Origin of the sequence: Rhodococcus sp. USK13, from assembly GCF_018343855.1 — a bacterium.
Classification (GTDB): domain Bacteria; phylum Actinomycetota; class Actinomycetes; order Mycobacteriales; family Mycobacteriaceae; genus Rhodococcus_F; species Rhodococcus_F oxybenzonivorans.
Genome location: NZ_CP069242.1, coordinates 5,748,086 through 5,767,789, shown reverse-complemented (window position 1 = coordinate 5,767,789; position 19,704 = coordinate 5,748,086). Strand labels below are relative to the sequence as shown.

At 68.6% G+C, this 19,704-nt stretch carries 14 protein-coding genes; 8 read left to right on the top strand and 6 right to left on the bottom strand.

Features of this window, described 5'->3' with window-relative positions:
• Positions 1-99: 99 nt before the first annotated feature.
• A complete protein-coding gene (locus tag JQT59_RS28980; RefSeq protein WP_213572978.1) occupies positions 100-894 on the top strand; it encodes a hypothetical protein in 795 nt (264 codons plus the stop codon).
• 127 nt (positions 895-1,021) lie between these two features.
• Entirely contained in the window at positions 1,022-1,744 is a 723-nt protein-coding gene (locus JQT59_RS37320) for a TrbL/VirB6 family protein (protein WP_249353928.1), read from the top strand.
• A gap of 11 nt (positions 1,745-1,755) precedes the next feature.
• Here JQT59_RS37320 and JQT59_RS38480 read toward each other — a convergent pair whose 3' ends face one another.
• On the bottom strand, positions 1,756-2,118 hold the full coding sequence (locus tag JQT59_RS38480; protein ID WP_502939751.1) for a hypothetical protein: 363 nt from the start codon (positions 2,116-2,118) through the stop codon (positions 1,756-1,758).
• 1 nt (position 2,119) lies between these two features.
• Here JQT59_RS38480 and JQT59_RS28970 point away from each other — a divergent pair, with 1 nt between their 5' ends.
• Together JQT59_RS28970 and JQT59_RS28965 are read left to right on the top strand one after the other, a co-directional pair.
• A complete protein-coding gene (locus tag JQT59_RS28970; protein ID WP_502939749.1) occupies positions 2,120-6,292 on the top strand; it encodes a cation-translocating P-type ATPase in 4,173 nt (1,390 codons plus the stop codon).
• An 11-nt stretch (positions 6,293-6,303) separates the two neighbouring features.
• Positions 6,304-6,594 (top strand): hypothetical protein, encoded by a 291-nt coding sequence (locus JQT59_RS28965; protein WP_213572977.1) that lies wholly within the window; start codon positions 6,304-6,306, stop codon positions 6,592-6,594.
• Between the two features lie 10 nt (positions 6,595-6,604).
• Here JQT59_RS28965 and JQT59_RS28960 read toward each other — a convergent pair whose 3' ends face one another.
• A complete protein-coding gene (locus tag JQT59_RS28960; RefSeq protein ID WP_213572976.1) occupies positions 6,605-7,108 on the bottom strand; it encodes a WKL family lipoprotein in 504 nt (167 codons plus the stop codon).
• A 218-nt stretch (positions 7,109-7,326) separates the two neighbouring features.
• Here JQT59_RS28960 and JQT59_RS28955 point away from each other — a divergent pair, with 218 nt between their 5' ends.
• Positions 7,327-8,424, top strand: a complete 1,098-nt coding sequence (locus tag JQT59_RS28955; RefSeq protein ID WP_213572975.1) for a GIY-YIG nuclease family protein — start codon at positions 7,327-7,329, stop codon at positions 8,422-8,424.
• On the opposite strand, the gene JQT59_RS28950 is transcribed toward JQT59_RS28955, so the two are convergent.
• Positions 8,399-9,313, bottom strand: a complete 915-nt coding sequence (locus JQT59_RS28950) for an MSMEG_6728 family protein (RefSeq protein ID WP_213572974.1) — start codon at positions 9,311-9,313, stop codon at positions 8,399-8,401. The genes JQT59_RS28955 and JQT59_RS28950 overlap by 26 nt on opposite strands.
• A 171-nt stretch (positions 9,314-9,484) precedes the next feature.
• Between JQT59_RS28950 and recC the strand changes: the two genes are divergently transcribed.
• The 3 genes from recC to recD are packed head-to-tail and all read left to right on the top strand — an operon-like array spanning position 9,485 to position 17,930.
• Positions 9,485-12,745, top strand: coding sequence for an exodeoxyribonuclease V subunit gamma (gene recC / locus JQT59_RS28945; protein ID WP_213572973.1), 3,261 nt, complete (start codon positions 9,485-9,487; stop codon positions 12,743-12,745).
• On the top strand, positions 12,742-16,065 hold the full coding sequence (locus JQT59_RS28940) for a UvrD-helicase domain-containing protein (protein WP_213572972.1): 3,324 nt from the start codon (positions 12,742-12,744) through the stop codon (positions 16,063-16,065). Before recC ends, JQT59_RS28940 begins: the two co-directional genes overlap by 4 nt.
• Positions 16,062-17,930: an exodeoxyribonuclease V subunit alpha gene (gene recD, locus JQT59_RS28935; RefSeq protein ID WP_213572971.1), complete on the top strand. Its 1,869-nt coding sequence runs from the start codon at positions 16,062-16,064 to the stop codon at positions 17,928-17,930. The genes JQT59_RS28940 and recD overlap by 4 nt, the downstream gene beginning before the upstream one ends.
• A gap of 34 nt (positions 17,931-17,964) precedes the next feature.
• On the opposite strand, the gene JQT59_RS28930 is transcribed toward recD, so the two are convergent.
• The 3 genes from JQT59_RS28930 to JQT59_RS28920 form a co-directional block, all read right to left on the bottom strand.
• On the bottom strand, positions 17,965-18,462 hold the full coding sequence (locus JQT59_RS28930) for a DUF4188 domain-containing protein (RefSeq protein ID WP_213572970.1): 498 nt from the start codon (positions 18,460-18,462) through the stop codon (positions 17,965-17,967).
• A 133-nt stretch (positions 18,463-18,595) separates the two neighbouring features.
• Positions 18,596-19,075, bottom strand: coding sequence for a pentapeptide repeat-containing protein (locus tag JQT59_RS28925; RefSeq protein WP_213572969.1), 480 nt, complete (start codon positions 19,073-19,075; stop codon positions 18,596-18,598).
• Positions 19,076-19,308: 233 nt separating this feature from the next.
• Positions 19,309-19,698: an excalibur calcium-binding domain-containing protein gene (locus JQT59_RS28920; RefSeq protein WP_213572968.1), complete on the bottom strand. Its 390-nt coding sequence runs from the start codon at positions 19,696-19,698 to the stop codon at positions 19,309-19,311.
• Positions 19,699-19,704 lie beyond the last annotated feature (6 nt).

The following is a 19,704-nucleotide window of genomic DNA, read 5'->3' as shown; positions in this document are numbered from 1 at the left end:
TGGTGAGGGAAGAACGCCGAGTCGTGCTGTGCAAACCCGTCGCCACACCTCTCTCCACCTGCGTACGGGACGCAGCATCACGGATGGACACGTACACAAGTGGAAGACACCGCCAGCCGGGGAATCCAGGCCTTCATCGCCGACGTCACGGAACGAGGCGGCAAAGCAGTCCGGCTCACCCATTCGCGGCGCAATCCTGTTCAGGTCTGGGGTGACGACGGCCAGAGCCGCATCGTGCGGGTGCGGTCCAAGCTCAGCGGCGACTGGCAGGCCCGTAAGCAGGACGAGTCGCTCGACGACGACGACACGGGCTCGCAGTTCTGGGTGTTCGTCGACCTGGCGAGCGAACCTCACGAGTTCTTCGTGGTTCCGTCCGCCGAGGTCGCCGACGACATCCGCGCCGAGGTGGACCTGTGGATGATGGACACCCCCGGCCGCACGCGAACCGGACACCACGCCATTCCACTGAGTCGCGTCGCGCACGGACGGGGTCGCTGGGATCTGCTGGGACTGTCGGGGGCAAAAGACCCGAGCCTGTACAGCGACGCCCAGCGGGCGAAGACCGCGGAGGCGCTGCACGCCGACGCGCTGGCTCGCACGAATGCCCGGAAGAAGCCCGCCAAAGCGGCCGCTCTGTTGGACGAGGTGATCGATACCCGACTCGAGGTGGTCGCCGACTTCGAGGGGTACCGGTTGGTGGGGCGCTTCGACTCCGATACACACAGCCTCGAAATCGTGCGCGGTCCGATGCAGGGCCGCCGCTTTCCCGACCCCACCACCGCGGCCAGCGCGGTTGCCAGTCATATCAGCGGTGACGTGGAGACGCACGACGGGTGGAGTTTCTGGCGCACCGAGCAGGGCGAGCGAATTGACTTGAGGCAGAACAGCATCTGAGTATCGGCCAGGTGTTGCAAAATCTGGCTCGCCGGTCTGCGGGATTGAGAATACCCTGGGGTGGGTAACGCAGTGTGTGATGCCGCCGCGTTGCGGTGGTCTGTGGACACAGCCGAGGGGAGCCGATATGGACATCGTCGACGGCACTGTACGCGCCGTGACCGGGGTCGCGACCGCCACGACGAGTGCTGTCGGTGCGGTCGGCGGTGCCGCGATCGGTAGCGTCGTCGGCGGTCTGCGGGGCGTCGCGACCGGGGCTGTGCGCGGCGCCGCGAGTGGGGCCCGAAGCGGGTTCGACAGCGGCAGCCATTCGACGTCGACGGCGGTAGCGACGTTGGCGGCGGTAGGTGCGATCGGTCTCGTCGAGTGGCCGGTGGTCGTCGCTGTCGGTGGAACGGCGTTGGCGCTGCGGCAGATCAACGCCGCCCGTTCCCGCGTTCGGACAAATTCGGAATCCGTCACCTCGTCACCGCCGCAGAGGGATGTGCCGGCCGCGAACGCTGCTCCTACCTCCGGCGCTGCTCCTGCTTCGAACCCTGCGGCGACGTCGGTCGTTGCGCCCTCTCCCGGGGCCGCCCCGGCACCGGAGAAGGCGGCTCCTGTCGAGAAGGCCCCGGCAAAGAAGGCCCCGGCAAAGAAAGCTCCGGCAAAGACGGCGGCTGCGGCAACAAAGATGCCGGCGGGCACACCGGACGCTCCCGTCAAGGACGCTTCCGCCAAGAAAGCCCCCGCAAAGAAGTCGGTCCCGGCGAAGAAGGCGATTGCCCGCAAGACTCCGGCGAAGGCGCTACCGCCCGCGAGGTCGCGTGCAGGGTCGGCGTCGGACTCACGATCGACGCGCGCGAAGTAGGCGACGTGGGTTTACGTCGATATCTCGCCGCCGCCGCGTCCGTACCGGTACGCAGCGTCGGTTTCGGGGTGGGTGTGGTGACGCACAGCGGCGCCGTCGCGGCCGATCTGATGACGACCACCGCTCGGGTCGCGACGTCGATCGCCGCCGAGGCTGTCGGCGGAACGCCGGCACGCCGCACCAGTGCCGGGCGTGGCCGGGTTTGGATAGAGGTTCGTGGACTCGACAGTCCCCGCGGCGACGACGTGGCCGCCGAGGTACTCGACGCTGTCCGCGCCACGACCGGCGTTCAGAGTGCAGCTCAACCGCCCGTTGTCCCGGCTGATCGTGTCCCACGGCGAGGGTGCCCCGTCGGTCGAGGAGCTGAGCGCCATCGTGTCCACCGCCGAGAAGCGGGCGCGAACCGGGGACGATCGCGACCATCCGTCGGAACTGCCCGGCGACGATGTGACGCTCGCCGAGAGCTGCCTCGCTCTAGCGGCGGTCACCACCGGCCTGGCGGTGGCCGTCGCGGGCCGCGCCCTGCGTCTTCCCCAGGTGCCCGGTTCGGCGTTGACCACGGTGGTCACGGCCGTGAACTATCAGCCGCGACTGCGAAAGCTCGTCGAAGACCGGTTGGGGCCGGATGCGGCAGAACTCGTCCTGGCCACCGCCCAGGCACTCAGTGATGTCATTCGTCAGGCGCCGTCGTCCCTGGCGGTGGACGTGGGCTTGCGGTCGGCGCTGACCGCCGAAGCGTGGTCTGCCCGGCAGGCCTGGCACCGCCGTGAGCCTCAGCTGGCGGCGAACGCTGCCGATCACACCTCCCCGCATCAGCAACAACCCGACCGCACATCCGGTCCCGTCGAACGGCATGCCGACCGCGCGGCTGTTGCGCAGCTGGTCGGCGCGGCCACCGTTGGTGTCGCCACACGCAGTGCCGCCGGGGCAGGCGACGCCGTGCTGGTCGCAGCCCCCAAGGCGACCCGCACCGCCCGCGAGACATTCGCGGCCACGTTGGGACGTGGTCTGGCGGACCGCCACGGCGCGTTGACGTTGCGCCCCGGCGCGCTCCGGTGCCTCGACCGGGTAGATACGGTCGTGATGGATCCGTCGATTCTGCAGACGGCGGAGCTGCGTGTCAGTCGCATCCGCGGAGTGCGCGACGCCGATCGCACCAAGGTCTGGGAAGCCGCGCGATCGGCCGTCGACCGCGAAGAGCTCGGGCCCGGCTGGCACCTTCTGGCCGACCTGCCGGGTGATCTCGACGCTGCAGGCGAGCACGAGGACGCGGCCGTGTTCGTCACACCGGCTCATCACCCGCTCGCGGCCGCGGTGCTCGCGCAGGCACGCACCTCCGGAGTCGCGGTGGTCTCCGTGGACACGGAGTCGCTCGGGAGTCTCCGTTCAGCATTCGACGATCTCCATCCCAGCAGTGGCGCGGGCGAGTTCCGCGGCCCACCCGACCGCGATCTTCGCGACACGGTCGTTCATCTGCAGGCCGAGGGCGCGACTGTTGCGGTGGTGGCAGCGGGGGCGCCCAGCGCGCTGGCGTCCGCTGATGTCGGCGTCGGAGTCCTGGTGGACGGTGCGGCCCCGCCGTGGCCGGCGGACGTGCTCGTCGACGATCTCGCCGGGGTGTGGCGGATTCTCCGTGCACTGCCCGATGCGCGGACCGCGAGCCGGCGCGGCGTCGAGATCGCCACGGCGGCATCGGTACTCGGCGCACTCTTGATGCTTCCCGGTGTGCGCGGCCGGGGCCCGGGGCCGATCACGGCCGGTGCGGCGGCCGGCCTGTGGACAGGACACTCGCTGGCGCGGCGCGTGATCAACGCGTCCGTTCCGCCGTCGGCCCCCGTGCACGCCTGGCACGAGATGCCTGTCGAGGAGGTGCGGCGACTCCTTCCTGCTCAGGAAGGCGACGGCGACATAGGTGCGCGCCCCCGTGCGCTCGACTGGGCGCTGGCACCGCTCGAATGGGGTAGCAGTCTCGCGGCCTGGCCGGTGGCGCTCGTCTGGGACTTCGGCCGCGCGATGCGCACCGAACTGTCGGATCCGCTGACACCCATTCTCGCGACCGGTTCGGCGGCGAGCGCCCTGCTGGGTTCGCCGATCGACGCTGTGCTCGTGGGATCCGTGCTGACCGGGAACGCGGCACTGTCCGCCGTACAGCGCCTGCATGCGGAACGACTGCTGAGCCGGCTCCTCGCTGCGGGCGACCCGCCCGCACATCGGGTGAGCGGATCCGGGCAGGAGCGGGTCAGCGAGCGAGTCGAGGCCTCGCGGTTGCGGATCGGTGACGTGATCGAGATCGGTCCGGGAGAGGTCGTTCCCGCGGACGGCCGGTTGATCGAGGTGTCCGGTGTCGAGGTCGACGAATCCTCCCTCACCGGGGAGTCGCTGCCGGTGGCGAAGCAGACGTCGCCGACACCCGGTGCACCGCTGAGCGAGCGCTCCTGCATGGTGTTCGGCGGTAGCACAGTTCTCACCGGAACGGCCACCGCGGTCGTCACTGCCGTGGGGGAGGCGACGGAGGCGGGACGTGCCGGGGCGATCAGTCCCACCGGTGCATCGCACGTCGGCTTGCAGGCTCAGCTGCGCAGCCTCACCGACCGTGTGCTCCCGGTCAGCGTCGGTGGCGGGGCCCTCGTCACCGCGGTCGGCTTCCTCCGCGGAACGGGACTGCGTCAGGCGGTCACCAGCGGCGTCGCGGTCGCGGTCGCGGCGGTTCCCGAGGGGCTGCCGTTGGTCGCCACTCTCGCGCAGCAGGCGGCGGCGCGCCGGTTGACCAAGTCGAATGCTCTTGTGCGAGCGCCGCGCTCGGTGGAGGCACTCGGCCGCGTCGACGTAGTGTGCTTCGACAAGACGGGAACGCTGAGCGAGAACCGGCTCCGTGTCATCAGAGTCGTGCCCGAGCCTGCCGTCGACCACGACGAGTTGCTGATGTGCGCTGCGCGTAGTGCCGTGACGCCCGACGGACGTCCCGCGGACCATGCCACCGACGTCGCCATTGCGGAGGCCGCCCAGCAGCTCGACTGCGGCGACGAGGCGCAGTGGTCCTACCTCCCGTTTCGATCGGGACGACCCTATTCGGCGGCACTGTCCGGCACACACCTGTGTCTCAAGGGTGCACCGGAGACGGTTCTGGCCGCATGCCCCGATATCGACGACGACGAAGTGCAATCCCGGGTCCTCGCGATGGCCGCCGACGGGCTTCGGGTGATCGCCGTCGCGCGGCGCACCGTCACCGCGTTCCAGGCCCGGCGCGCTGCCGACGACGGTGCCGTGTTCGAGAAACTCTGCAGCAGCGGGCTCGAACTCGTCGGATTCCTGGGGATCGCGGACACACCGCGTCCGGAGGCCGCCGGCCTGCTGCCGGAACTGGAACGCCAGCAGGTCGGGGTGCGGCTGCTCACCGGTGACCATCCCGTCACTGCCACCGCCATCGCACAGGAACTGGGATTGACCGTGTCGTCCGAGCAGGTGATCAGCGGCTCCGACTGGGACACCCTCTCGCATCGTGGTCAGGAGGAGGCCGTCGAGAAGTGTCTCGTGTTCGCGCGGATGACTCCGGAGAACAAGGTGCAGGTGGTGCAGACTCTCGAGCGCGCCGGACGCGTGTGCGCCATGGTCGGGGACGGTGCCAATGATGCTGCGGCTATCCGCGCGGCCAGCGTGGGTATCGGTGTCAGTTCCCGCGGCAGCGATCCGGCCCGCAGTGCGGCCGATGTGGTCCTCCTGGACGGCCGGGTGGACGCACTGCTCGACGCTCTGGACGAAGGGCGGCAACTGTGGCGGCGCGTTCAGGCAGGGGTGTCCGTCCTCCTCGGCGGCAATGCCGGTGAGGTGGCGTTTGCGCTGATCGGGAGCGCGACTGCGGGTAAGTCGCCGCTGACCGCGCGTCAGCTCCTCCTGGTGAATGTCCTCACGGATGCTTTGCCTGCGGCGGCGCTCGCGGTGAGTCCGCCGAACGAGGACGTGCGAGGAGAAGGCCGCGGACCCGACAGCGCAGCCTTGTGGCGCACAGTCGCGATCCGCGGTGCCGCGACTGCGATGGGTGCGACGACGGCGTGGACGATGGCGAGTCTGACGGGCAGGCAGCGCCGCGCCTCCACCGTGGGATTGGTGGCATTGGTCGGAACGCAACTCGGTCAGACGCTCATCGATTCACGCAGCCCGTTGGTGGTGCTCACAGCGGGTGGTTCGCTCGCCGCCCTGACGGTTCTGGTGAGCACACCCGGCGTCAGCCAGCTGGTCGGGTGCACACCCCTCGGTCCGGTGGGGTGGACGCAGGCGCTGGGGTCGGCGGCTGCAGCCACCGCAGCCGCGGCATTCGCACCGGGAGTCCTGGCGAAGCTGGCGGGAGATCAGTCGACGATGTCGAGTACGCCAGCCCTCACCAATACGGCGTACACCTCGTGCAACGGGGGAGTGAGCGCGCGTGTCACCGCGCCGGTCCAGAAGTCGCCGGGGGCGGAGACGGCACCGACAGCGGTCCGGGCTGCAGAAATCAACACATCGGTCACAGTCCTCGATCAACGTGACCGGCAGGTGAACAGCACGGACTAGGGAGGCGAACTATGGCCGACAACACACCGAGGGCCGAAGAAGCACCGAGCCGCGACGCACACCGGGACGCCGTCGCACGGGTGCGGGAGGCGTCCGGCTTCACTGTCCAGTTGCCGATACTCGGACGTGTACCCGTCCCACGTCCCGAACAGTTGGCGTTCTTCGCCGCGATCGGGCTCCTCGCGGCCGTCGAAATCATCGAATGGCCGGTTGCGCTGACCATCGCGGCCGGGCACATCCTGATCGCCGATCAGCACAACAGAGCTGTTCAGGAGATTGGGGAGGTCCTGGAAGCGGTGTGAGCGCACACGATCAGGCAGGGCATGCCGGTGAGGTGAGCTGTGCGATGGCCACGATCGAGCACGCCGTCGCCTTCGACAGGCGCCACGTCCCGTTCGGTCCCGGTACGAAAATTGCCGGAAGGTTGTTCTGCTGAACCTGTCCGTTGATGGTGAGCTGCAGCTGAGCGCTCGCGCTCCCGTCACCGTTATCGATCACGGGGTCCAGAACCTGTACCTGCGCTCCGGCCTGCTGCGCGGCCGCGGCTACCTGAGCAAACAGATTCGGATCCTGCTCGGACCCTTCCACCATCGCGACCTTCTCCTCCACGGGAGTTGCAGGATCGAGTCCCCGCTCCATCAACTCGTTGAGCTCCGCCGCTGTGGGCAGTTCGAGTGGGGGCGACGTTTCGGCGGTCGACGTTGCCGATGCCGTGGTGGTTCTGTTCGGCGGGGCGGGATCGTCCGATCCGCACGCGGACATGGTCAGCGCTGCGGCGATCGCCATTGCGGCCACCGTCATTCTTCGAAGCGACACTCGCTTACCCCTTCGCTGTGGGCTCTCGATGCGGGACGGTCTCACTATCGAGTGTGGGGGTTCGGCGGCCCCTTCGCCGTCGAAGCAACTGTTTTCTCAGAGTTTTGCCACTATTTCCGCGCACCGAGCATCTCGTCGTCGCCGCAGGGCTTCGGAGACGCGCGGGCAGCAGAGCGCCGACGGCATTGTTCACCGCGCTTTTCCCTTACGGTGGGAACATGGCTACCGTCTGGACGATCCCGATCGACATCACTTCTCGCTGGCTCGACTCCGCCGAGGTCCAGGCCTTTCTCGCGTCCAACGACCTGGACAACGCATCCCCCGACCCCCTCGTACGGTTCGCTCAGTTCTCCGACGTCACGAAGTCGCTGCAACGGAACATCGGGCACACCTATTCTTCGGTGCAGGGTGCGGCCACCGCGCTCTTCGACGGAATCGACGGTGGGGTGCCCGTTGCCCTGAAGCTGGCGGCGCTGCGTCTGATCCTTCGTGAGGTCTATCAGACCCGCCGCGCCCCGGAACCGTTCCCGAAAAGGGTGGGCGACGAGCTCGGGTCCTACGTCTACGCACTCCTCGACCCCCGGAACCGGTCGGTCTTCTACGTCGGGAAGGGTCGGGGTACCCGGGTCTACGGCTACGTGTGGGAGGCGTTGGCCGTGGACGAGCACAGGAAGACGCTCGAAGACTCCGAGAAGGACGCCTCAGAGGTGACAGCGGCCACGATCGCCCGCATCCGGGAAATCTACGACTCCGGCCACGAGGTGGAGCACTACATCGTGGCGCACCGACTGAACGCAACCGGTGACGTCGCCGAAGCCATCAGTGATGGGCTGATCGGGGCTCTGGGCCTGCTGGAGGGCTCCGTACTCACCAACCTCGCCGCTGGTGCCGGCGAGCACCGCGCCGTACCCGTCGACGACCTGGTGTTGCAGTACGCGGCTGAGCCCGTGCCCAACCTGCCGACACCCTGCGTGCTTCTCGAGGTGCCGCGCGCCGCCGAGCGCGGAGTGACCCCGGACGAGATCTACGAGCGCGCCCGGGGACCGTGGGCGGCCGGTGCCGCCGTCCGCAACACCGAGAACATCCCGGTGATCGTGTTCGCCGACAACATTGTTCGCGCCGCCTACCGGGCGAAATCGTGGTCCGGAGTCGCTCGGCCGGGTGACGCGCAGTTGTGGAAGTTCACCGGTGACGTCGACCCCGACCTCGAGGTGCAGTTCGTGAACAAGCGGATCGTGCCCGCACAGGTCAATCTGAAGAAGTGGCCGACACACGGATGGGTGCCGCACCTCACCCAGGCTCGCCCCGGCCGTTGACCGCCAGAGTGGGTACTCCTTGCAGCTCTGCCGGGGTTGTGTCCGACACCGTGATCACCAGTCCGTACCGGTCGGGCTCGGGAATCGGCTGACCCCGGCGGAAGAACCGTAGTCGGTGCGGGTCTGCTGCCTCGGCTTCCATCGCCTCGCGGTCTTCGGGGGTCGGCTGACGGGCGATGGACGGGGACGGCGCTTTCGCCACCTCCCGTATTGCGGCCGGAGTCGGTTCCTCGTCGTCCGGAACCGGGTCGGCGTCCAGAATCACCGCGGTCAGACCGGGACGTACCAGACTGGCCGCCACGATCGTCGAGGGCGTGGCGGTCTCGGTCGCCACGGATTCCCCGCGGTGCAGCAGCCGCAGCACATCCCAGTTGTCCGCGCCCTCGACGAGGGTTTCGGCCTGCACCGGCGTCAGCACCTCGGCCGGGTCGGCGCTGCGGAGCGGCCACCGCGGGTACACCGGGGTCGGCCACACGTACCCGCCGTCACCGCGCCACTGCGGGGGATACGCGTCCGGCGCCTTCTCGGCGAGGACCCGTCGATGGCTGGCGTGCACGTCGGCTCTGCCGAGCCAAGGGGGCAGCAATCCGTGGTCGCGTAGGTGGGCGAAGGTGTCGGTGCGACCACCGCTGTACTCGAGGAGCTGCGGCGCGAGCGCCTCGGTGTGACCTCGCGCGGCCCACTCGCCGCACATGGCGACGCCATATGCGACCAGGGCGGGGGTGAAACCTCGCCACATCGCCGTCGCGGGATGATTCTTCCAGCCGTACGACGGCCAAACGAGGGCCCGCAGGATCTGGAAGGTCTCGACGCGCTGCTTTCCGAGGCGCCGGTCGTCGAGCAGCCTCGCACTGCGCACGAAACCGGAGTCGGGCACGAACGTCTGCATCCGCGAACCTTTCCGGGGCCGCGGCGCCGTCGGGCCCCTCTCGAACCAGGCTCCCACAGGCGAGCGTTGTGTGCGCCGGAACGTATATCGGCCTGAGCTTCGCTACGTAAGTCGGTGCTCTGTGGTAAGTCTGACCCGACACCGGAGTGGGGAGCGAAGGAGGGTGGTGACGTGTTCGTACTGCATCGTGCCGAGCGTTCGACCACCCTCGCCGCCGCGCTGGGCGATGTCCTTGCGACTCCACTTGCCGACCCGTTCGCGCGCGAGGTGATCGCGGTTCCCGCGAAGGGTGTGGAGCGCTGGCTGACGCAACGGCTCTCGGCGGTGCTGGGCGCGCGAGCAGACAACGGTGACGGTGTGGCCGCGAACATCGACTTCCCGTCCCCGACACGGCTGGTGGACGACGCCCTGGCTGCGGCCACCGGACTGTCCGCCGAGGATGATCCGTGGAATCCCGCCCGACTGCTGTGGGTGCTGCTCGACGTCGTCGATGGTTGCCTCGGCGAACCCTGGTGCGCTGTCCTTTCGAAACACCTCGGGTCCGGCCTGTCGGCACAAGATCGAAACGATCACCGGCCGGGTCGCCGTTACGCCACCGCGTCGCACCTGGTGGAACTGTTCCGGAGTTATGCCGCCCAGCGGCCGGCAATGCTCGTCGGCTGGGCGGGTGGCCACGACATCGATGGAACCGGTGGGCCGCTCGACGAGGATCTCGTGTGGCAGGCCGAACTGTGGCGTCGACTACGGACACGCGTCGGCGCCCCGAGCCCCGCGGAACGGCTCGACTCCGCCTGTTCCCGGCTGCGGGACGAGCCCGGGCTCGTAGATCTCCCGCAACGCCTCTCGCTGTTCGGGCCCACCCGCCTCGCCACCGACCAGATTGCAGTGCTTTCCGCACTGGCCGCGCAACGCGACGTACACCTGTGGCTGCCGCACCCGAGTCCGGCCATGTGGGCAACCCTGACGACAACGCAGGAGGTGACTGCCCGCGCCGACGACCAGAGTGCGCTCGCCGTCCGTCACCCGCTCCTCTCGAGCCTGGCCCGTGACGTCCGCGAACTCGAAGCGCGCCTTGTGCGCCTCGACCTCGACGACGTCCACCACGACGCGCCACCGAGTCCGCAGACGCTACTGGGTCGCCTGCAAACCGACATCCGGGACGATCGGACACCGGTGCATGCCGGGATGGATCCCGACGACTCCGTGCAGGTGCACGCCTGTCACGGGCCGGCCCGCCAGGTCGAGGTCCTGCGTGAGTGCCTCCTTCATCTGTTCCAGGACGACCCCACGCTCGAACCGCGCGATGTCGTGGTCATGTGCCCCGACGTCGAGTCCTACGCACCGCTGATTCGTGCCGCATTCGGCCAGGACGTGCTCGGTCATCCCGGACACCGGCTGCGGGTACGTCTCGCCGATCGTGCTCTGCACCAGACCAATCCGGTGCTCGCGGTGGTCGCGACGCTGCTGGGGCTGGCCGATTCCCGCGTCACCGCCAGTCAGGTACTCGATCTCGCCGCTGCGGTCCCGGTGCGTAAGAAGTTTCGTTTCGACGACGACGATCTCGAACGTATCCGGGAATGGGCTACCACCACCGGTGCGCGGTGGGGGATCGGGCCACGTCAGCGCGCGGCCTACGGCCTCGGCGACTTCCCGCAGAATACCTTCACGACGGCACTCGATCGGATTCTGCTCGGCGCCGCTGCCGACGAGTCGGACAGCGAATGGCTCGCGCTGGCCCTGCCCCTCGATGACGTCGACAGCAACGACATCGACCTCACCGGCAGGCTGGCCGAGTTCGTCGATCGCCTCGACGTCGCCCTGCGAGGACTCGGTGGGCCACAATCGGTGGCGGAGTGGTCGCGGGCGCTGGCAAGGGCTCTGGACCTCCTCGTGGAGGTGGGTGCGGCAGACGCCTGGCAGTCCGCGCAGGCGCGGCGCGAGTTGGGCGCCGCGATGGAACACGGGGGAGAGATGGTGCTGCGGTTGTCGGACGTGCGCGCCATGCTCGCCGGCAGGCTGGCGGGACGCCCCACGCGGGCCAACTTCCGTACCGGCGAACTGACGGTGTGCACGATGGTGCCGATGCGGTCCGTCCCGCACCGTGTCGTCGTTCTCCTCGGGCTCGACGACGAGGTTTTTCCCCGTTCGGCCGGCGTGGACGGCGACAACGCTCTCGCCCGCAATCCTGTACTCGGCGAACGTGATCCGCGTAGCGAGGATCGGCAACTCCTCCTCGACGCGGTGATGTCCGCCGGTGAGAAACTGCTGCTCTTCTACACGGGCGCCGACCCGGTCACCGGTATGGTGCGGCCGCCGGCGATCCCGTTGTCCGAGTTACTCGACACGGTGGCCGTCACGCTCGGCGGCGACGCGTTGAGCCAGGTGATGACCCGTCACCCCCTGCAGCCGTTCGATGCGCGCAACTTCGAGCCCGAGCATCCGTTCAGCTTCGATCGCGTGGCCCTTGCCGGGGCTCGGGCGGCTCGGTCTCCCTCCGTGCCGAATCCGGCTTTCCTTCCGGACCCGCTGCCCGCGCCGCCGTCCGAAGACGTCGACCTGGCAGACCTCATCGCCTTCCTCGTACATCCCACGCAGGCGTTCCTCCGGCAACGGCTGGGTCTGCGCATTCCCGAGGTGGCTGAGGACATCGCCGACGCACTCGATATCGCGCCCGACCCCCTCGCGCGGTGGGATCTCGGACAACGGATGCTCGTCGCGCGGCTCGCCGGAACCGAGCCGGCCGATTTCCGCGCCGCCGAGTGGCGCCGCGGCACACTGCCGCCGTTCAAGCTGGGGGAGTCGGTGCTCGGGGCCATCGAACACGGTGTCGAGGCGCTCGTCGCCGTCAGCGCACCCGTCCATGTGGGCCGCGCGCAGACCGTGGATGTGGACGTCGACCTCGGCTCCGGCCGGCGTCTCACCGGGACCGTCGGCGGCGTCCACGGTTCGGTGATCGCGAACACCACCTATTCACGGCTCGGTCCGAAACATCGCCTCGCCGCGTGGGCGCAACTGCTGGCAGTCGCGGCGTCGGGCAAGGGCGGCGCATGGTCCGCCGTCACTACGGGCCGCGGCGCGTACAGCAGACCCGCGTGGCGTTCCACGTTGACCGCTCCACCCGACGCGCTCGAGCAGCTCAATCGCCTCGTCGAACTCCGCGACCTCGGGTTGCATGCGCCGCTGCCGATCGCGACCGGTGCCTCGGCGGCCTACGCGGAACGGCGGTACGGCGGAAGCAGCGTCGAGGATGCGATCGAGGCGGCGCGGCGGGAATGGAGCAGCGACTTCGGGGATGCCAAAGACCGTCACATCGTTTATGTTCACGGACCCTCGCCGAGTATCAACGCTCTCGGTGATTCGGTGGTGTTCGACGACTACGCCCGGAGACTGTGGGCGCCGCTGCTGGCGGCCGAGACGCTGGCGCAGCCATGACCGACACCCGAGGGTTCGATCTGCTCGGACCGTTGCCGTCGGGCACCACCGTGCTCGAGGCCAGCGCTGGGACGGGGAAGACCTACGCGATCGTCGGACTCGCCGCCCGCTTCGTCGCCGAAGGTGGAATCGACCTCTCGCGACTCCTGCTGGTCACCTTCAGCCGCGCGGCAACCCAGGAACTGCGCGAGCGCACCCGGGAACGCTTCCGCAGTGCGGCAACCGAATTGGCCGATCCTAGGCAAGCCCTCCGCGGCGAGGATCAGGTCATCCGGCACCTGGCCGACGCCGACCCCGAGGAGGTGGCACTGCGACGTCGACGACTTCTCCAGGCTCTGTCCGACTTCGATGCGGCGACCATCGTCACCACCCACAGCTTCTGCCAGCGCATGCTCGACGGCCTCGGCATCGCCGGTGAACGGGACCCCGACGCGGTGCTCGTCGAGGCCGCCGACGACCTCGTCACCGAGGTGATCGACGACCTCTACCTCAGCGCCTACAGCCGTGCCGAGTCCGCACCGTTCACCCCGGCGGAAGCCACCGCCGCCGCACGGGCCGCCATCTTCGATCCCCAGGCCGTGCTCGCACCGGAAGACGCGCGCGGCACCCCCGCAGGCGAACGGGTTGCGTTCGCCGAGGCGGTACGCGCCGAGGTGGAATGTCGCAAACGCGCTGTGGGACTGCGTGACTTCGACGATCTGCCGGCTCTCCTCCATCGCGTACTCACCCATCCCGAACACGGTGCGGCCGCCTGCCGGCGAGTGCGGGACCGGTACGACGTCGTCCTCGTCGACGAGTTTCAGGACACCGATCCCCTGCAATGGGACATCCTGGGTAGAACCTTCCACCGGGGCGGTCAGGCTTCTCGGCACCGCGCGGGAACGTTGGTGCTCGTCGGTGATCCGAAGCAGGCGATCTACGCATTCCGGGGGGCCGAGGTACTCAGCTACCTCGACGCAGTCCAGTCGGCCGACAGTCACGAAGAACTGGTCACCAACTGGCGCAGCGATCAGGAACTGCTCGACGCACTGGAGTACCTCCACGGGGGAGCGGCCCTCGGCCATCCCGACATCGTCGTGCACCGGGTGGACGGCGCTCGGCCGAAGTCGCGGCTCACCGGGGCGGCACCGCTGCGTCTGCGTTACCTGCCTCGCACCGGCGCGGGTGCGATCAACAAATCGGGCTACCCCGCCGTCGGTCCGCTGCGCAACCGGGTGGCCGCCGACCTCGCAGCAGACATCGTCCGCACCCTCGACGGCGGTGTCACACTCGACATCGGCGGCGTGTCCCGGGCGGTTCAGCCGGGCGACATCGCCGTACTGGTGCGGACCAACGCGCAGATCACGCTGGTGCACGATGCCCTCGACCGCGCCGGGGTCCCGTCGGTCCTCGCAGGCGGAGCCAGTGTGTTCACCACACCCGCTGCGCAGCACTGGCTGTGGGTTCTGCAGGCACTCGAGCAACCGCACCGTTCCGATCGCGTCCGGCTCGCCGCTCTCACGCCGTTGCTCGGACACACCGCGGAGGAACTCGATGCCCGCGGTGACGACATCGTTGCCGAAGTCGGTGGGTTGCTGCGTGAACTCGCCTCGGTGTTCGCGCTGTCCGGTTTCGCGGCCCTCTTCGAACGTCTGGCGGCGATCGGGCAGCTCGAGGCGCGGCTGCTCGCCGTCTCCGCCGGTGAGCGCGCCCTCACCGATCTCCGCCACGTGGCGCAGTTACTCAACGGCGCCGCCGTGGAGCAGTCTCTCGGACTCACCGCCATCACCCGGTGGCTCACCGAACGGATGAAGGATCCGTCGTCCGGCGGCGTCGACCGCAGCCGGCGTCTCGACAGCGACGCCGCGGCAGTGCAGATCGCCACCGTCCACGCCAGCAAGGGTCTCGAGTTCCCCCTCGTCTACCTGCCCTACGCGTGGGATGCTGCAAAGAATCCGAAACCGAGCAAGCTGCTGCTGCACGACGAGAACGGGCGGCGCATCCTCGATGTCGGAGGCCCGAACAGTCCGGGCTATGCGGAACGTAAGGGCCGGCACGACGCGGAAGAAGCGGGCGAGGAGCTTCGCCTGCTGTATGTTGCGCTCACCCGGGCGATGTGCGGACTCGTGCTGTGGTGGGCGCCCGCGTTCTCGACGGCGGGTGCGCCGCTGCACCGGATGATCCTCGGCCGCGCGCCGGGACATCGCGACGTGCCACAGAAAGCGAACGTTTCGGAAGACCCGGTCGTCGCCGATCGATTGTCGGCGTGGGGTGCCGGCGGCCCCGACACCGTGCACGTCGAGCCCGTCGGCTCCGAAGCGGTGCCACCCGCGCAGTGGTCACCGCCCAAAGAGACGGGTGGTGACCTCGAGGCGGCCCGGTTCCAGCGTCTTCTCGACACTCGGTGGCGGCGAACCTCGTACTCGGCGTTGACCGCGTCCGCGCACGAAAGCCCGGCAGTGGGCAGTGAGGCTGAGGTCGATGTCAAAGCGGACGAACCAGACGAGCCGCCGCTGCACGCGCCGGAAGACGGGGGCACCGGTATCGCCTCGACGATGAACGACCTTCCCGGCGGCGCGACGTTCGGAACCCTCGTCCACGCCGTGTTCGAAATCGTCGACACCACCGCCGCCGACCTCGAAGCCGAACTCGTGCGCTGCTGCACCGAGGTGATCGCCTCGACCATGTCGGAGATCGATCCGGCGCGGCTCGCTGCCGCCCTGCTGCCCGTACTGCACACACCCCTTGGGTCCGCGGCGACACGGACGCTCGCGGAGGTTGCGCCCGCAGACCTGCTCGCCGAACTCGAATTCGAGCTTCCCCTCGCCGGCGGAGACACACCCTCGCTCACGGTGATGCTCGACGGCGTCGGCAGACTGTTGCGCACCCACCTTGCCGCCGACGATCCGTTGAGGCCGTACGCGGAGGCCGTGACTTCTCTGGAACCCACGCCGTTGCGTGGATACCTCACCGGCAGTATCGATGCCGTGATACGGCTGCCCGGCCCTCGTTACGTCGTCGTCGACTACAAGACGAATCGACTGGCGCAGGGTGAGTTGACCACCGCCCATTACACGCGGGAGCGGATGGCCACGGAGATGATCCGGTCGCATTATCCGCTTCAGGCTCTGTTGTATTCTGTTGCACTGCATCGCTATTTGCGGTGGCGTCAGCCTGGCTACGACCCAGCCCTGCATCTCGCCGGCGTGCAGTATCTGTTCGTCCGCGGAATGGTCGGGCCCGATACGCCGCCGGGATGTGGGGTATTCGACTGGACGCCCCCGGCCGCGCTGGTGACCGAACTGTCCGACCTGTTGTCCGGGATCGAGGCGACGCCATGACCGACGTCCGGGTAGCCCAGCGCGGCAAGGGTGTGCTGCGAATCTTCAACGAGGCAGGAGTGCTCGCGGCTGCGGATGTCCATGTGGCGCTGCGGTTGTCCGCTCTGGCCGGGGAGACGTCGCCGGACGTCTACCTGGCCACCGCCCTCGCGGTCCGGGCAGTGCGGGCCGGCTCGGTATGCCTCGATCTGACTCGGCTCCGGGAGGTGACGGTCGACGAGGAGTCCGAGGTCGACCTGGACGATCTGCCGTGGCCGGACGACTCCACGGTCATCGAGGCGCTGCGCCGCAGTCCGCTCGTCGTCGGTGGACCGGCCGGACCGCTGCGACCGCTGCGGCTGGTGGACACCGCTGAAGGCGAATTGCTCTACCTCGACCGGTATTTCCGGCAGGAGGAGACGATCCGCCGCGTCCTCGACCAGCGTGCTTCCGGGCACCCCGTCGTCGACGAGGCATCACTACGCCGCGGGTTGAACACTCTGTTCCGCGATCAGAACGATCCGGCCGGCTCCTCGGCCCCGCCGGATCGGCAACGGATCGCGGCTGCTGTCGCCGCGACCCACTGGACCTCGGTGATCGTCGGAGGACCGGGTACCGGAAAAACGCACACCGTGGCCCGCGTGCTGGCCCTGCTGTCGATGCAGACCGACCGACCACGACGCATCGCCCTCGCCGCACCCACGGGCAAGGCGGCGGCGCGGTTGCAGGAATCGGTGCGTGATCAGGCCGGCGAGCTGGGCTTGCCACCTGATCCGACAGCGATGACGCTGCACCGCATGCTGGGCTGGCAACGCGGACGGGGCAGTCGGTTCCGCTACAACGCCGACAATCATGTGCCCTACGACGTGATCGTGGTGGACGAGACCTCGATGGTGTCGTTGACCATGATGTGCCGGCTCCTCGAGGCGCTGCGTCCCGACACGCAACTTGTGCTCGTCGGCGACCCGGACCAGTTGACGTCCGTCGACGCGGGCGCGGTGCTGGCCGACCTGGTGGCTCGACCGATGTCGGGGAAGGAGAATCCGCTACTCGCACGTCTGGTCGGGAAGGACCTGGATGCGGCGGACGACCCGGACGAGGCCGCGCTGAGTGCGGCGGAACGGGATCGGCTGCGCGGGGGAGTCGTGCGGCTCAGCCGGGGCCGCCGTTTCGGCGGTGGCATCGCCCAACTCGCTGTCGCGGTGCGAGACGCGGACGAGGACCGCGTGATGGAGTTGCTGCGCAGCGAAGCCCCCGAGGTGTCGTTCCACGACGTCGATGATCTCGGGGCGCTGCGGAAGGACGTGGTCGACACTGCAGCGGGTGTCACCGAGGCCGCGTCGGGCGGCGATGCCTCGGCGGCACTGCAGCTTTCGGAGGCGCATCGCCTGCTGTGTGCGCACCGTGAGGGTCCGTACGGTGTCGCATGGTGGGCGCGGCAGGCCATGGAGTGGATCGGTGAGGCTTCAGGGCAGCGGCTGGACCCGGAGCGCTGGTATCCCGGTCAGCCGCTTCTGGTCACGGCCAACGATCACGAGACGCGCATCTACAACGGTGACACCGGGGTGATCGTGCGCCGCGCCGACGACGAACTCGTTGCCGCCTTCGCGCGCGGCAACGAACCCTTTCTGTTGCATCCCACGCATCTGTCGGCGGTGCAGACCGTCTACGCCATGACGATTCACCGAAGTCAGGGCAGTCAGTACGACACGGTGTCCGTGGTGCTACCGGGAGCGGAGTCCTCGCTGCTGACCCGGGAACTGCTTTATACGGCGATCACACGGGCCCGTCGGCACGTGCGGATCATCGGGACGGAGGAGGCGATGCGGGCGGGTGTGCAACGCCGGGTACTGCGGGCGAGTGGGCTGCGGCGGACCTTCCGGTAGACCGGCCCCGCCGGGAGGAGATCGTGATCGTGTCTCAACGGTCGGTGCTGGCGGTCGGTGTGGTGTGGGCCAGTCGATTGCGGGCCCGATTGCCTGCCGGTGTGACGGGAACGCGGGCGGTGAACCGCGCCAGCCCGAGCGCCGGAGCGCCGACATAGATCGACTCCGCGCGATCGACCGAATAGGTTTCGTGCCACACCCCCACTGCTCCCGGCGCCCGGCGGGCCCGTCGATTGAAGGCGGCCCAGGCAGGCCGGTGTCGGGCGTCGGAGTTGCTCGCGTAGGCGTACAGCTTGTCGGCCGAACTCCAGTACTGGATCAACGTGGGTCCGCGCCCCTCGATCACCAGGCGGTAACCCAGCAAACCCGAGTCGGGGTCCTGCGACAGTTCACGCAACATTCTCGGCATGGCGAGGAAGGCGGGCAGCCACAAATCCGGGCGCCACGGTCGGTTGATGGTCATCCCGATCAGGAAGATCACCAGCTCATCGTCGTAGTGGTGGGTGGAACGGCCGGGTTCGATCGTCGACATCGGATGCCTCCCGAGATTGGATATCTGCACTATCCAACAGTGGATAGTGCAGATATCCAATGTCAAGGGGTCCGGGCATGCGAGTTGCCGGGATACGCAGTGCGCAGCCCGGTCGTGAGGTCGCGGATGGGGACTACGGGGACGGAGCGGGAGGCGTGACCGGAACGACGGAGGCGAGCGCGCGCTCGTGGGCGTCGGTGGACCAATTCGGGTCGGTCATGATGTCGAGGTCACCGACGATTCGGCCGAAGATGTCGATGCCGGTGCTGTACAAGACCATGGCGTTGCGCTGCGAGTCCGTGAAATTCGTGTCCGTGAGGTTGGCGTCGCTCAGATTCGCGAACGACAGGTTCGCTGCCGTGAAGTTTGTGCCGGCGAGATTGGCGAACGTCAGGTTTGCGCCCGACAGGTCGGCGAAACTCAGATTCATGCCCGCGAGATTCGCCCTGCTCAGATCGGCGCCGGGGCAGGTGGTGCGATGCTCGGGTGTCGGGTCGGCCACGATCGTGCAGCCGTTGATCTGGGTGTCCGCCGAGGCGGCACCCACACCGCAGGTGAGTGCGACACCAGCGGCCACTGCCACCGCCACAGCTCCGAAATACGTCCTGCTCATGCCGGACCGCCCCCTCGCCGAGAACCTCAACCTTCACCGCCGAACATAGTGCGGAGCGCACTGCCCCGCACGAGGAATGGCGACACCGGTTCGTCGTGCGAGGCGTTGTGAGGCTGCGAGGCGTTGTGAGACACAGACGCACCCCTTCTCGGTAGACGCACCCGTTCTAGGGCCCGAAAACGGGTGCGTGGGCACAGAAGGGGTGCGTGTGTGGGTGCCGCGCCGGGGATCGACTACTCGCAGGCGATGCCGTCGTTGTCCCGGTCGAGGTGCGGTGCGTAGCCGTCCTGGCCGCGGTAGATCGGCGTCACGCCGGCGTTGCGAGCCTCGGTGCAGTTCTTGTACCCAGCCCTCGGCGCGGGAGCAGGCGGTGCAGGAGCCAGCTGGGGCGCGGGGGCGGCCTGCGGGGCCGGCGCCACCTGCGGTGCGGGTGCCGGTGCTGCCGGGGCGGCGGGTGCGGGCGGCAGAAGCGGGTTCACGGCGTCGGCCGAACCGCTCGGGATCAGTGCGGCGATCTCCGGCGGCAGGAAGTCGAAAACCGTGGACGCCTGCGCGGTCGGCGTAGCTGCCAGGGCAATGGCCGCAGATCCGAAGATGGTGAGAGCTGCACGTCGTGCATTCATGGTGTT